13 protein-coding genes are annotated in these 13,708 nt (G+C 76.3%); 9 read left to right on the top strand and 4 right to left on the bottom strand.

What is annotated here, in order from left to right; genetic code table 11:
* Window positions 1-68: 68 nt before the first annotated feature.
* The 5 genes from MN205_RS14090 (at window position 69) to MN205_RS14070 (ending at window position 7,504) form a co-directional block, all read left to right on the top strand.
* Window positions 69-2,240 (top strand): SpoIIE family protein phosphatase, encoded by a 2,172-nt coding sequence (locus tag MN205_RS14090; protein ID WP_242128320.1) that lies wholly within the window; start codon window positions 69-71, stop codon window positions 2,238-2,240.
* A gap of 189 nt (window positions 2,241-2,429) precedes the next feature.
* Entirely contained in the window at window positions 2,430-3,518 is a 1,089-nt protein-coding gene (locus MN205_RS14085) for an acyl-CoA desaturase (protein WP_242128318.1), read from the top strand.
* A gap of 163 nt (window positions 3,519-3,681) precedes the next feature.
* Window positions 3,682-3,885, top strand: coding sequence for a cold-shock protein (locus MN205_RS14080; RefSeq protein ID WP_242128316.1), 204 nt, complete (start codon window positions 3,682-3,684; stop codon window positions 3,883-3,885).
* Between the two features lie 215 nt (window positions 3,886-4,100).
* The gene (locus tag MN205_RS21985; protein ID WP_242128314.1) at window positions 4,101-5,225 is read left to right on the top strand and encodes a GGDEF domain-containing protein; all 1,125 of its coding nucleotides are present in this window, start codon (window positions 4,101-4,103) and stop codon (window positions 5,223-5,225) included.
* Window positions 5,226-5,230: 5 nt separating this feature from the next.
* A complete protein-coding gene (locus tag MN205_RS14070) occupies window positions 5,231-7,504 on the top strand; it encodes an EAL domain-containing protein (protein ID WP_242128312.1) in 2,274 nt (757 codons plus the stop codon).
* Window positions 7,505-7,564: 60 nt separating this feature from the next.
* Here the strand turns inward: MN205_RS14070 and MN205_RS14065 are convergent, their stop codons facing one another.
* Entirely contained in the window at window positions 7,565-8,518 is a 954-nt protein-coding gene (locus MN205_RS14065; protein WP_242128310.1) for a PfkB family carbohydrate kinase, read from the bottom strand.
* A gap of 128 nt (window positions 8,519-8,646) precedes the next feature.
* On the opposite strand from MN205_RS14065, the gene MN205_RS14060 reads away from it, so the two are divergent.
* A complete protein-coding gene (locus MN205_RS14060) occupies window positions 8,647-8,967 on the top strand; it encodes a hypothetical protein (RefSeq protein WP_242128308.1) in 321 nt (106 codons plus the stop codon).
* Window position 8,968: 1 nt separating this feature from the next.
* Here the strand turns inward: MN205_RS14060 and MN205_RS14055 are convergent, their stop codons facing one another.
* From MN205_RS14055 to MN205_RS14045, 3 genes are all read right to left on the bottom strand, one after another.
* Complete coding sequence (locus tag MN205_RS14055) at window positions 8,969-9,754, bottom strand: hypothetical protein (protein ID WP_242128307.1); 786 nt, start codon at window positions 9,752-9,754, stop codon at window positions 8,969-8,971.
* Between the two features lie 128 nt (window positions 9,755-9,882).
* Window positions 9,883-10,461, bottom strand: coding sequence for an HAD family hydrolase (locus MN205_RS14050; RefSeq protein WP_242128305.1), 579 nt, complete (start codon window positions 10,459-10,461; stop codon window positions 9,883-9,885).
* 156 nt (window positions 10,462-10,617) lie between these two features.
* Window positions 10,618-10,884: a GlsB/YeaQ/YmgE family stress response membrane protein gene (locus MN205_RS14045; RefSeq protein ID WP_242128303.1), complete on the bottom strand. Its 267-nt coding sequence runs from the start codon at window positions 10,882-10,884 to the stop codon at window positions 10,618-10,620.
* Window positions 10,885-11,074: 190 nt separating this feature from the next.
* On the opposite strand from MN205_RS14045, the gene MN205_RS14040 reads away from it, so the two are divergent.
* The 3 genes from MN205_RS14040 to MN205_RS14030 all read left to right on the top strand — a co-directional run bounded on the left by MN205_RS14040 (window position 11,075) and on the right by MN205_RS14030 (window position 13,704).
* Entirely contained in the window at window positions 11,075-11,992 is a 918-nt protein-coding gene (locus MN205_RS14040) for a D-isomer specific 2-hydroxyacid dehydrogenase family protein (protein WP_242128301.1), read from the top strand.
* 114 nt (window positions 11,993-12,106) lie between these two features.
* Entirely contained in the window at window positions 12,107-13,012 is a 906-nt protein-coding gene (locus MN205_RS14035) for an MSMEG_6728 family protein (protein ID WP_242128299.1), read from the top strand.
* Window positions 13,013-13,041: 29 nt separating this feature from the next.
* Complete coding sequence (locus MN205_RS14030; protein WP_242128297.1) at window positions 13,042-13,704, top strand: HAD family hydrolase; 663 nt, start codon at window positions 13,042-13,044, stop codon at window positions 13,702-13,704.
* The last annotated feature ends 4 nt before the right edge of the window (window positions 13,705-13,708 follow it).

Genomic DNA, 13,708 nt, shown 5'->3' with positions numbered 1-13,708 from the left:
TCCGGCCGCCCGCCCCTAGGCTGGTGCGCGAGCGCGCGGACCCGCGCGACGGGCGACGGGGAGGTGCGGTGACGGCGCAGCCGGCGGTGGACCCCGCGGCCGACCTCTCGCTCGTCAGCGGCGGCGCCCCCGCGGCCGTCCTGGTGGTCGACCTGACCGCGCGCGCCGTCGTGCACGCCAACCCCGTCGCCGAGCAGCTCGCCCCCGGCGTCCCGCTGCCGGTGGGGCTGGACGAGTGGTCCGACGCGGCGGAACTGCGCGACCTCGACGGCGCCGCCCTCTCCGGCACCGAGCACCCGCTGTCCCGCGTGGCGCGCTCGCAGCCCGTGGCCGGGCAGGCCGTCTCCGCCGCCCGCCTCAGCGAGCTCGGCCGCCGCCGCGAGCCCCTGTGGGTCGTGGCGCTGCCCACGACCGGGGCCCCGGCCCTCGACGGCCACGCGATCGTGGTGCTCCTGCCGCTGAGCAGGCGCGCCGCGGCCCGCGCCGCCGCCGACGCCGCCCAGGCCCAGGCGCAGGTCCGGGTGCGCGACCGGGCGGTCCTGGCGACCGGCATGGCGTTCACCGTGGCCGACGCCCGCGCCGACGACCTGCCCCTGGTGTGGGTGAACCCGGCGTTCACCGCCATGACCGGGTACGCGGTGGACGAGGTCGTCGGCCGCAACTGCCGGTTCCTGCAGGGCCCCGGCACCGACCGGGAGGTGGTCGCCGCCGTGCGGGACGCCCTCGCCGCCGGTGAGGAGGTCTCCGCGACGCTGCTGAACCACCGCAAGGACGGCACCGCGTTCTGGAACCAGCTGCTGCTCAGTCCCGTCCACGGGGCGGACGGCGAGCTCACCCACTACGTCGGCATCCAGACCGACGTCACTCCCCGGGTCGCCGCGGACGCCGAGCGCGACGAGGCGCTGGCCGCCGAGCGCCGCGCCCGCGCCGACGCGGAGACGGCCCGCGCCCAGGCCGAGGCCGCCCGCCGTGACGCCGAGGAGTCCCGCGCCCGGCTGGAGGTGCTGGCGGAGGCGACCAGCCGGCTCGCCGTGACCCTGGACGTCGACGAGTGCCGGCAGCGCCTCCTGGAGCTGACCGTGCCCGCCCTGGCGGACTGGGCGATCCTGCTGACGACCGACGAGCGGGGCTCGGTCGCCGGCGTCACCGCCCGGCACCGCGACCCCGCGCGCGCCGGCGACCTGGAGCGCTACGTGCAGCGCTGGCGCGCCGCCTTCGCGCCGGGGCCGGTGCGCTCCACCCTGCTGGGCGGGGCGCACGCGCGGCGCATCAGCGACTACGACGGCGAGCCGCGCCGCCGCGAGCGCGAGAGCTGGGTGAACGACTCCTCGGTCCTCGAGCTCAGCGACGCCCTCGGCGCCGCCTCCGTGCTGCTGGTGACGCTGCCCCGCCGGCAGGCGAGCGAGGACGTCCTGGCCCTGGTGCGCGGGCCCGGGCGCCCCCGGCACACCGACGACGACCTGCACGTCGCCGTCGACCTCGGCCGCCGGGCCGGGCTCATCATCGACAACGCCCGCCTGTACGGGGAGCAGCACCGCATCGCCGCCACCCTGCAGAACAGCCTCCTGCCGCAGCTGCCCTCCGTCCCGGGCGTGCGCGCGGCGGCGCGCTACCGCGCCAGCGAGTCCGGGGCCCGCGTCGGCGGCGACTTCTACGAGCTCATCGACCTGCCCGGCTCCGCCGTCGGCCTGGCCGTCGGCGACGTCGTCGGGCACGACGTGATGGCCGCCGCCGCCATGGGTCACCTGCGGGGCCTGCTGCGCGCCAGCGCGTGGGACACCACGAACCCCGCCCCGGCGACCGTGCTGGACCGCGTGGACCGCCTCCTCGACGGCCTGGGCATGACGACCATGGCGACGCTGGCGTACGCGCGCGCCACCCCGTCCGCGGACGGCGGGTGGGTGCTGGAGCACGCCACCGCGGGGCACCCCCCGCTGCTGGTGCGGCACCCGGACGGGCACGTCGAGGCCCTCGACGACGTCCACGGGCTCATGCTGGGCGTGCAGCCCACCTCGCGCGTCGGCGCGCGCCGTGCGCTGGCGCCCGGGGCGACGGTCCTGGCCTACACGGACGGGCTCGTGGAGCGTCGCGGTGAGGAGCTGACCACCGGTCTCGAGCGCCTGGCGCGCACCCTCGCCGACGCCCCCGCGGACGTCGAGGCGCTGTGCGACCACCTCCTGCAGCGGCTGGGCGACACCGACGACGACGTCGCCTTCGTCGCGCTGCGCCTCGGGCCGTGATCGGGCACCCTGGGGTTCCAGCCCGGGAACCCGGGGCCCGGGAACGATCGGAGGTGCGGTCGTGTTGAACTTGTTGAGGACGCTGCAGGTAGACGCAGGGGTCCGCAGCTGTGCTTCCTCCCCCGGGCGCACCGCACCGCAGCACCTGGCGCGGCCCGGACACCGGTGCCCGTGCCCGAGAGGACGCGAATGAGCACCAGCACACCCGCCGCGAAGCCGGCGGCGACCACTGGACCCGGCCCCCGCCGGAGCAGCACCCCGTACGGCAAGCTCACCGCGCTCGTCCAGGAAGCGGGTCTGATGCGCCGCCGGCGCGGGACCTACTGGACGCGCATCGCCGCCACCACGGTCGCCTTCGGCGCCGTGGCGACAGCCACGGTCCTGCTGCGCGACTCCTGGCTGGTCCTGCTGCCGGCTGTGGCCCTGGCGGTCGTCATCACCCAGTTCGCCTTCCTCGGCCACGACGCGGCGCACCGGCAGATCTTCGCCACGCACCGCCACAACGAGACGGCTTCGCACGTCTTCGCGGCCCTCGTGGCGGGCCTGAGCTACGGCTGGTGGATGGGCAAGCACACCCGCCACCACCAGGCGCCCAACCAGCGCGGGATCGACGGCGACATCGAGTCGGGCGTCATCTCCTTCCACGAGGAGGCCGCCGCCAGCCGGCGCGGGCTGCTGCGCTGGTTCACCCGCCACCAGGGCGTGTTCTTCGTGCCGCTGCTGGCCTTCGAGGGCTTCGTGCTGCACATCGAGAGCACCCGCTCGCTGGTGACCGGCAAGCGCACCAAGCGCCGCTGGGTGGACACCTCGCTGATCGCGACGCACTGGGTGGTGTACGCGTCCTCGGCGGTGCTGCTCATGGGGCCGTGGAAGGCGCTGGCGTTCTTCGGCGTGCACATGGCCGCCTTCGGCTTCTGCATGGGCGGGGCCTTCGCCCCCAACCACGTGGGCATGCCGATCATCCCGCGCGAGAAGAAGGTGGACTACATCCGCCGCCAGGTCCTGACCTCCCGCAACATCTCCGGCGGCTGGTTCGTCGACCTCATCATGGGCGGGCTGAACTTCCAGGTGGAGCACCACCTCTTCCCCAGCATGCCGCGCCCCAACCTGCGCCGGGCCCAGCCGTTCGTGAAGCAGTTCTGCGCCGAGCACGGCATCACGTACACCGAGACGACCTTCCTGGGCTCCTACCGGGCGATCATCTCGTACCTGAACGAGATGGGTCTGGCGGCCCGCAACAACTTCACCTGCCCCGCGGTGCAGCAGCTGCGCAGCTGAACGTGCGCACCGTCGCCCGGACGTGCTACGGTCGACTCAGTCGCTGTTCTCGTTGTGCTGATAACACCCCGGGATCGATAGCTCGAGGGTAGTTCGCTTTCCAATCAGGTCAGCCCCTCCGCGGCAAGCTCCTCATCAGGAGCGTCTACACCCAGGAGGCCTCATGGCTCAGGGCACCGTCAAGTGGTTCAACGGCGAGAAGGGCTTCGGCTTCATCGCTCCCGAGGACGGCTCGGCTGACGTGTTCGTCCACTTCAGCGAGATCAACGGCAGCGGCTTCCGCAGCCTCGACGAGAACGACCGCGTCGAGTACACCGTGACGCAGGGCGCCAAGGGCCCCCAGGCGAGCGGCGTCACCCGCCTCTGATCGAACCTCACCGCGGCCCCCGCTCCCTCCTGGGAGCGGGGGCCGCGGTGCGTCCGGGGCCTGTCCCCGTCAGCACGCCGGTGCGCTGCTCCGACGGGATGAACCGTGGTCGGCAACGTGCCCCGACGCTGAAGCACCTCGCCGCCGGTGTCGACAACCCCCCGGTGGAAGAGGGCGGCCGGAGCAGCGCAGACCCGCGGGGTCCCCGCGCGGCGGTGCACCGCGCCCGCGAGGAACTGCTGCGCCCGCTGGCCGCCGACCCCGCTGAGGTCGCCTTCTGGCGCCGGCACACCCGCACCGGCGTGGTGCTCTCCGTGATCTGCGGGGTCCTCGTCACCGCCTCCGCCTGGGTGCAGCCCCTCCACCCCCACCGCGTGGCCCTCACCGCCTTCGACGCCGTGGCGACCTCCTGCGTCCTGCTGGTCCTGCTGCTGCCCGTGGACCGCCTGGCCCGCGCCCGCGGCGGGAGGCTCTTCCCGTACACCTGGACGCTGGCGAGCTTGGTGATCACCGTGGTCGCCACCGTCCTGGACGGCCCCGCGGGCTCCACGACGGACACCCCCGTGCGGCTCATGTACTTCCTGTCCGTGGGCTTCGTGGCGGTGGCCTACCCGCCGGGCGCGGTCGCCGTCCTGGGCGGGACGGCGGTGCTCGCCGACCTCGTCACCGCCCTGGCCACGCAGGTGCCCGCCGATCGCGTCGTCGTCCCCGTGGGCATGCTCGCCACCGCAGTGCTGGTCGCCACCTGGGCCGCCCTCGGCCGGCAGGAGCTGCGCGAGCAGCACCGGACCGTGCGTCGCGAGCTCGCTGCCCTGGCCGACACCGACCCCCTCACCGGCTGCCTGAACCGCCGCGCCTTCCTGCACCGCCTGCAGGTGGGCATCGACCACCCCGACCCGGTGTCCTCGCTGCACCTGGTGGACCTCGACGGGTTCAAGGCCGTCAACGACACCGCCGGCCACGCCGCCGGCGACGACCTGCTGGTGCGCGTCGCCGAGGCCGTGCGGCGCGTCGCGTGCGGCGCGGACTCGGTGGCCCGCCTCGGCGGCGACGAGTTCGCCGTGCTGTGCCGCACCCCCGACGCGGTCGCCGCGGCCGCGCTGGCCGAGGCGGTGCGCGCGGGGATCGCGCGCGCCGGCGCGGCCCACGGCGTCACCGCCAGCGTGGGTTCCACGCTGCTGCGCGCCGGGGACGACCCCGCGGAGGCGGTGCGGCGCGCCGACGAGGCCATGTACGCCGCCAAGGCGCGCGGCGGTGACGCCGTCGTCGCCGGGGCCGACGCGTCCACCCCCGCCACCCGGTCCCGGGCCCACGGCCGCCGGGGGGTGCGGATCCCGTGAGGGGCGTGCGCCGCCCGGCGGCCCTGCCCGCCGCCGCGTTCGCGCTGGGGACCGCCGCGTCGGCCGCCCTGGCCGCGAACCCGGCCACCGCCGCGGCCGCCGCCGCGCTGCAGGGCCTGCTGTGGCTCGCGGTGGTGGCCGCCCTCGTCACCGGTGCCGCGCGCTCCGGCGCCGACCGCGCCGTCTGGGGCCTGTTCGCGGCCGGCACCGCCGTGCTGGTCCTGGGCCGCCTGGCGCTGTACGCCTCCGCGGGCGGCCCCCTCGTCGAGCCGGCGGTGCTCGAGCGCAACGCGCCGCTCGTCCTCGCCACCCTCCTCGGCTACCCCCTCTTCTACGCCGGCCAGGTCGCTCTGCTGCGCCGGCGGCTGCACCGGGTGCGCAGCCCCTGGCTCGACGGCTCCCTGGCGGTGCTGCTGCTGGCCGCCGCGTGCCTGGCGCTGTTCCTCGAGCCGCTGCACCGGGCCACGGGGATGGGGCCGGCCACGATCGCCGCCGCGGTGGCGCGCCCGTCCCTCGACGTGCTCATGGCGGTGTACGCGCTGACCACCTGCTCGCTGCTGGGCCGGCGCACCGACGCGCGCCTGCCGCTGGTCGCCGCCGCCTTCACCGTCCTCGCCGCCGCCGACGTCACCGACCTGCTGCGCCTGGCCGGCGCCGCCGGTCCCGTCGTCGTGGGGACCCCCGTGTCCGTCGCGGTGGACGTGGCCCGGTTGTGCGCGGGCGCCCTGCTGGTGCTCGCCGCCCGGCAGCCGGCGCCCCGGCTGCCGCGCCTGCACGCGGAGGGCTGGCCGCTGCTGATGGCGCCCGTCGGGGTCCTCCTCGGCAGCCTCGCGCTGCTGGTCGCGGACCAGTGGCGCCCCCTGCCCGCGGCCGCGGTCGTCCTGACGTTCTCGGCCGTCGGCGGCGTCACGGTCAAGGTGCTGCTGGCCTTCGCGGAGCTGACCCGGCTGCTGGGCAGCGACCGGCAGGCGGTCACCGACGACCTCACCGGGCTGGCCAACCGCCGCGCCCTCTTCCAGCGGCTGGCGCGCCCCGGTGGTCGGGCGACCGGTCTGCTGCTGCTGGACCTCGACCGGTTCAAGGAGGTCAACGACACCCTCGGCCACCACCGCGGTGACGACCTGCTGCGGGCCGTCGCCGCGCGGCTGACCGCGCGCCTGCCCCACGAGGCGCTTCTGACGAGGCTGGGCGGGGACGAGTTCGCGCTCGTCCTGCCCGGCGCGGGCACCGGTGCGTCGCGGCGCGTCGCGGACGACCTGCTCACCGCGCTCACCGAGCCGTTCACCGTGGGCGGGCTGGCCGTGCACGTCGGCGCCAGCATCGGCGTCGCCACGGCCGGGGCCGTGCCCCCGGCCGACGGGGCTGAACCCGGCGGGGACGCGGAGCTGCTGCGGCAGGCGGACGCGGCCATGTACGTCGCCAAGCGCGCCGGCGGCGGCGTCGCCGTCTACGACGAGGCCGCGGACCGCTCCGCGCGGGAGCGGCTGCAGCTGCTCGAGGAGCTGCGCACCGGCATCGCCGCCGGGCAGCTCGTCACCCGCTACCAGCCGCAGGTCGACGTCCGGACCGGCGCCGTCGTCGGCGTGGAGGCGCTGGTGCGCTGGCAGCACCCGCGGCGCGGGCTGCTGCTGCCGGGAGCCTTCCTGGGACTGGCGGAGGAGCGCGGCCTGACGGGCGCCATCACCGAGGTGGTGCTGCGCCGTGCCGTCGCCGACGCGGTGCGCTGGCACGACGCCGGCCGGCCCCTGCGCGTCGCCGTGAACGTCGCCGCCGGCGACCTGCTGGACCCCGCCCTGCCGGACCTCGTGCGCGGGACGGCCTCGGCCGCGGGCCTGGACCCGGGTGCGCTCGTGGTGGAGATCACCGAGACGACCCTCATGCGCGACCCCGAGCGCAGCCGCCGCACGATCGCCGAGCTGCTGGCCGTCGGGGCCGGCATCAGCATCGACGACTACGGCACCGGCTACTCCAGCCTCGCCTACCTGCGGGACCTGCCCGCGGCCGAGCTGAAGCTGGACCGCGTCTTCACCGCGCGCGTCGCGCACGACCCCCGCACCGCCGCCATCGTCGCGGGCACCGCCGACCTCGCGCACAGCCTCGGGATGCGGCTGCTCGCCGAGGGCGTCGAGGACGAGGAGACCCTCCACCTGCTGCGCTCCCTCGGCGTGGACGAGACGCAGGGGTGGCTGCACGGGCGCCCCGTGCCCGCCGCGGAGCTGGTGACGCTGCTGGACCGCCTCGACCCCCGCGGCACCCCGGCCACCGCGCGACTGCCCTGAGGGCCCGTCCCGGGCGCCGCGGCCGGCGCTGCCGCGCAGGAGGGGCGAGCCCCGCGGGGGTCAGTCGAGGCGGTGGACCTCGACGCGCCGCGCGACGGCCTCCACCGCTTCGGCGTGCCCCGTGCCGTAACCCTGCCGGGTGACGTTCACGGCGCCGGCCGCGGCGGCCGTGCGGACCGCCGACAGCTCGTCCGCGCCGTTCGCCAGGCACGCCGCGGCGGCCCCGCTCATCGAGTCGCCCGCCCCGCGGAACTGCACCGCCGTGAAGCTCGGCACGTCCAGGCGGTGCGCACCCGAGGCGGTCACCACCAGCGGCGGCTGCGCGGCCCGCGTCACCAGCACCGTGCCCGCACCGCGCTCCCGCAGCCGCCGGGCGCGGCGCAGCAGCTCCGGCACGTCCTCCGCCTCGGCCTCGCCGTCGCCGTCCTCCACGCCGGGCAGCTCGTCGTGGGCGACCTTCAGCAGGTCCACGCCGCCGGCCAGCGCGTGCTCCAGCGCCGCCCCCGACAGGTCCGCCACCACAGTGGTGCCCTGCCCGCGCGCGTCCGCGGCCAGCCGCCGGAACACGTCCGCCGGCAGCACCTCGTCGCGGTCCGGGCCGGTCAGCAGCAGCACCTCGCTGTCGAGGGCGGACGTGACGACGGTGGTGCACAGGTCGTCGACCTCGTGGCGGGTCAGGCGCGAGGACGACTCCGCGACCCGCTCGGCCTGCTCCGCGTCGGTCTCACCCTCGTGGCCGCGGTGGTCCAGCACCGCCGCGGCGGTCGCGCCCACCGTCCGCACGACGCGCGGCTCCAGGCCCTCCTCGGTCAGCAGCGCCTCCATCGCGGTGCCGGCCTCGCCGCCCAGGGGCAGGCACAGCCGCACCCGCGCGTGCAGGCGCGCGGCCATCCGGGCCACCCACACGCCCTGGCCGCCGGGGTGCAGGTGGATCTCCACCCGGCCGTCCGTCGTGGGCTCCACGAGGACGCGCAGGGTGGGGGACGGCGCCAGGACGGTCACGCTCCGGGTCACCCGCTGAACCTACGGCGACGAACGCCGGGGCGCCCGCCGGGACCGGGCGCTCAAGGCGGGGACCGCGGCTGCCGATGCCCCCTCCACAGCGGCCCCTGCCGGGCGCCGTCCGGACCCCGGGGAGAGCCATGACCGCCGACGAGACCGCGGAGCCCACCGGCACCCCCGTGCGCGGTGCCCAGACCGTCGCCCCCGTGCAGGCGTCGGCGCTGCAGTTCGCCGCGTCGATCCTGGGGGAGGCCAGCTACACGCCGCAGGCCGAGCTCAGGGGCACCCTGTCCGCCCCGTCGCGCGTGACGGAGCCGGTCGCCGCCGCGCCCGTCGAGGAACCGGTCGCCGCCGCGCCGGTCGAGGAGCCGGTCATCGCTGCGCCGGTCGAGGAGCCGGTCGCCGAGCAGCCGAAGGGCTGGTTCGGGCGGCTGCTCGCGAAGCTGTTCGGGCGGGGCTGAGTCAGCCGCCGGCGAGGGCGTACGCCTCGGGCGCGGGGCACGGGGCCCGCCGCACCCGCGGCGCACCGCGGCGGGTGCTGTACGACCCGTGCAGCAGCAGCCGGTCGCGCCCCACCGCGGGGGAGCGGCGGTGCATCCCGCGCGGGTCGGCGAGGACGACGGTGCCCGCTGGGCCGCCCGGCGCCTCGAACGTGCCGGGCGTCGACCCCTCACCGCGCCGGGCGTGGTGGCTGCCGCTGACGTAGTGCAGCGGCCCGCCGCCGTCCGGGGCGCCGGTGAGGAGGATCCACACCTCCAGCGTCGGCTGCCTGCCGGCGGGGCCGCGCTCCCAGCGCCGCGGCGGCGGGGACGTGGTGGCGGCGACCTCCAGCCACCCGCTGGCGGCCACGGTCCGCACGGCCCGGCGGCAGTACGCCTCGGCGACGCCGTCCAGGACGGGGTGCAGCAGCAGCCGCCGGCAGGAGGTGGCGGGCACGTCCTCGTCCAGCAGGCGGACGCGGTCGGCGTCCACCGGGCGCGCCCACGGGTCGTCGGTGGAGGCGGTCAGCAGCGTCCGCTGCGCGGTGACCTCCCGGGCCCGGTGCTCCACGAGGGCGCGAGCGCACTCGAGGACCTCGTCCAGGACGCCGCCGTCGCCGGTGAGGGCGCCCACGCTGGTGGTGGTGATGCCGTCGCGGCGCAGGGCGGCCACGACGCGGCCCGCCTCGGGCAGCACCACGGTGCGCTCGGACGACCACCGCCTCGTGCGGTGCCCGGTCCACCGGCGGTTGTGCGCTGATGTCTTCACGCCCGACCTCCCTGCGGTGATCACCGAACCCTATCGTGTCTTTGCGTCAAGGGTCAGTGACACACTGCAACTGCCTGGGCGATCGGGGGAGGGGCCCCAGCTCCGCGCGGCGAGCCCCGCGGGCGGGGTCAGGAAAGGGTCGGCGAGGTGCCGGCCAGGGTGTCGGCCAGGGCGTCGACACCCGGCACGACGAGGTCCGGACCGCGGTGGGTGGACGGGTAGGGCGCCCCCGCGCGGTCGACCCACGCGGTGCGCAGCCCCGCGCGCGCCGCGCCGTCCACGTCCCAGGGGTGCACCGCCGCCAGCAGCGACTCGTCCGCCGCGAGACCGCACACCGACAGCGCGTGCGCGTAGGCGTCCGGGTGCGGTTTCCACGGCCCGGCGTCCTGCACCGACAGCACGTGCCCGAAACGGCTGCGCAACCCGGCCCGCTCCAGCAGTCCCTCGCACTCCGCGGCGGAGCCGTTCGTGAGCGCGACCAGTGCGAACCCCTCCGCGGCCAGCCGGTGGACCCCGTCCGGCACGTCCGGGTGGACGGTGAACTCCGAGAACGCCCCCAGGGCGAACTCCACGGCGTCGTCGAGGTCGCGCTCCAGCCGCTCCCGCACCCCCGCCGCGCCCAGCTCGGCGCGCAGCACGCCCTCGGCCACCCGCCGGAACGGGGCCGGTTCCCCGGCGAACGTGAGCGCGAAACCGTCGCGCAGCACCGAGGGGAGGAAGCGCGAGTGGACGGCCNGGCCTCGGCGGGTGCGCCGAGGCCGTCCAGCCTGCGCCGCAACGCGGTCGTGTCCGACAACGTCTCGTTGACGTCGAACACGACCGCGCGCGGCCGGGTGCTCAGGGGCACCGTGCCACCGAACCCGTCAGCGGCGCACGGAGCGGCGGCTGCTGCCGGCGAGGATCGAGACGCCGATCGCCGCGAGCACCACCTGGATGATGAGGGTGATGATGCTGAACCCGTCGTCCGTCAGGCCGATGGCAGCGGAGATCGCCAGGCCGATCAGGGCTGCGACGATGCCGACGAGGATCGTCGCGATGATGCCGATCTTCTGCTTGCCGGGCAGCACCAGACGCGCCAGGGCCCCGATGATCAGGCCGACGATGATGGCGGAGAGGAACGAAATACCCACGGTCCGTTGCCTTTCTGGAGTGGATCCCGGAATTGCTTCGCCGAGACGTTAGACCCGCCGGGAACTTCCCGCCCCTCGAGATCGTCGAGCCGCCACGGAGCCGGCCGCGCCGTCCGCCGGGCCGCGTGCACCTCCGGTCCCTAGGGTGGATCGCGTCCGAACGACCCCACCGCCAGAGCAGGAGCGCGCCATGCCCGACACCCCGGCCGTCCACGTCGGACCCGGCGAGCGGAACGACCTGGAGGACGCCGTGCGCCGCGCCGGCGGGCGCGTCGCCGCCCTCGCGGACGCCGACGCCGTGGTGTGGGCCGCGGGGCCCGGTGACCTGCCGGACCTGCCCGACGCGGTGCGCTGGGTGCAGCTGCCCTCCGCGGGCATCGAGAGGTGGTTCGCCGCCGGGCGCGTGGACCGCGAGCGCACCTGGACCTCCGCCGCCGGCGCCTACTCCGACGCCGTCGCCGAGCACGCCGTCGCCCTGCTGCTCGCCGGCGTGCGCGGCCTCGCCGTCGCCGCGCGCCTGCGCACCTGGGACGAGGACGCCGCCGCGGCACCGCAGAGCACCCTGCGCGGGAGCACCGTCGCGATCGTCGGCGCCGGCGGGATCGGCCGGGCGATGATCCCCGCGCTGAACGCGCTGGGCGCCACGGTGCTCGCCGTGACCCGCCGCGGCCACGACGTGCCCGGCGCCGCCGAGACCCTGCCCGCCGACCGCGTCGGCGAGGTGTGGGAGCGCGCCGACCACGTCGTCCTCGCCGCGCCCGCCACCAGCGAGACGAAGGCCCTCGCCGGTGCGGAGGAGCTGGCCGCGCTGGGGTCCGGCGGGTGGCTGGTGAACATCGCCCGCGGCAGCCTCGTCGACACCGACGCCCTCGCCGACGCCCTCGCCCGCGGGGTCATCTCCGGCGCCGCCCTGGACGTCACCGACCCCGAGCCGCTGCCCGACGGCCACCCCCTGTGGAGCGAGCCGCGCGCGCTCATCACCCCGCACGTGGCGAACCCGCCCCAGTTGCAGTCCGGCGGGCTGGCCGCGCGGGTCGAGGAGAACGTGCGCCGCTTCGCCGCCGGCGAGGACCTCCTCGGCCTCGTGGACGTCGACGCCGGCTACTGACCACCCCACCCCACCCCCTCCCTCCCGCGGTGATCTTGCACGAGTGAGGGNCGGGGCCGGGGTGGGGCTGTGCCGGGGTGGCGGGGGACGGGCGGTCGCGACACGGTGGACGGCGTGCAGACGTTCCTCCCGTACGCCGACTTCGCCCGGTCCGCGGCCGTGCTCGACGCGCCCCGCCTGGGCAAGCAGCGGGTCGAGACCCTGCAGGTGCTGCGCGCGATCGAACTGCCCGACTACGGCTGGGTGAACCACCCCGCGGTGCGCATGTGGCGCGGCTGCACCCCCGCCCTCGTCGCCTACGGCCTCGCCTGCGTCGACGAGTGGACCCGCACCGGCCGCGCCGACTCCACCCGCCGCCTCATCGCCGAGTTCGCCCCCGAGGTCGTCGGCCGCACCCAGGACGAGCTCGCCGCCGACGGGCTCATGCCGTACTGGCTGGGCGACGAGGCCCTGCACCTGAGCCACCGCTCCGCGCTGCTGCGCAAGGACCCCGCCACCTACCGGCCCCTCTTCGGCGACGACGAACCCGACGACCTGCCGTACGTGTGGCCCGACCCGCCGTCGCTCGAAGCGCGCCCCCGCGCCGGCGGGCGGCTCGTGTGGGTGGTGCGCCCCTCGTCCCCCGAGGCGCTCGCGGAGTTCCTCACCGACGGCGTCGTCGGTCTCGGCACCGAGTCCGGCATCGACGTCGACGTGCGCCTCGCCGAGGAGGGCACCACGCTGCGGCAGCTGCTCAAGCAGGTCGCCCCCGGCAAGCGGCCCGGCAAGGACCTCCGGGTGCTCGACACGTTCGTCCACGAGCTCGCACCCGGCGACGAGGTCGCGCTCCCCGTCGAGCGCGAGCAGGCGCTGCTGCTCGGGGAGGTCCTCGGCGAGTACGGGTTCGACGGGCGCAAGGGCGTGGCCGTGCCGCACCGGCGCCGGGTGCGCTGGAGCGGGCGCGTGGAACGCTCCGACGTGCAGCCCCCGGCGATGCTGCAGGACCCGCGCAAGCTGTTCTGCGTGGACGTCGCCGCGTGAGGTGCGACCTGCGCGGGTAGGGGGACGGCATGGCCGACACCGCACTGCTCGACGTCGACGGCACCCTCGTCGACACGAACTACCAGCACGCGCTCGCGTGGTTCCGCGCCTTCCGGCGCTTCGACCACACCGTCCCGATCTGGCGCATCCACCGCGCCGTCGGCATGGGCGGTGACCAGCTCGTGCCAGCGGTCGCGGGCGACGAGTTCGAGCGTGCGCACGGCGACGACGCCCGCGAGGCGTGGGTGGAGGAGTTCGACCCGCTGCTGCCGGAGGTCCAGCCGTTCGACGGCGCGCGCGACCTCGTCGCCGAGCTCGGCCGTCGCGGGTGGAAGGTCGTGCTGGCCTCCTCCGGCAAGCAGAAGCACGTCGACGCCTTCCTGGACCTGCTCGACGCCCGGGAGCTGTGCGAGGCGTGGACGTCCTCGGAGGACGCCGACGCGACCAAGCCGGCTCCGGACCTGTTCCAGGTGGCGCTGCAGCGCGTCGGGGGCGGCGCCGGTGTCGTGCTGGGCGACTCCAGCTGGGACGTCGAGGCCGCTGCGAAGGCCGGGATGCCCGCCGTCGCCGTGCGCACCGGTGGGTACTCCGTGGAGGAGCTGCGCGACGCGGGCGCGGCCGTCGTCCACGACTCGATGCGCGGCCTCCTCGACGGCCTCGACTCCACCCCCCTCGCCGCCCCCTCCCCCTGACCCC

Source organism: Kineococcus sp. TRM81007 (genome assembly GCF_022669155.1).
GTDB lineage: Bacteria > Actinomycetota > Actinomycetes > Actinomycetales > Kineococcaceae > Kineococcus.
Note: the sequence above shows the minus strand (reverse complement) of the source record. Positions and strands in the feature narration are given on the sequence as shown.

What these genes read in the sequence shown, in the direction of transcription:
- MN205_RS14085 (WP_242128318.1), top strand. Translation starts at nt 2,430, where the DNA reads ATGAGCACCAGCACACCCGCCGCGAAGCCGGCGGCGACCACTGGACCC.
- MN205_RS14080 (WP_242128316.1), top strand. Translation starts at nt 3,682, where the DNA reads ATGGCTCAGGGCACCGTCAAGTGGTTCAACGGCGAGAAGGGCTTCGGC.
- MN205_RS14060 (WP_242128308.1), top strand. Translation starts at nt 8,647, where the DNA reads ATGACCGCCGACGAGACCGCGGAGCCCACCGGCACCCCCGTGCGCGGT.
- MN205_RS14040 (WP_242128301.1), top strand. Translation starts at nt 11,075, where the DNA reads ATGCCCGACACCCCGGCCGTCCACGTCGGACCCGGCGAGCGGAACGAC.
- MN205_RS14030 (WP_242128297.1), top strand. Translation starts at nt 13,042, where the DNA reads ATGGCCGACACCGCACTGCTCGACGTCGACGGCACCCTCGTCGACACG.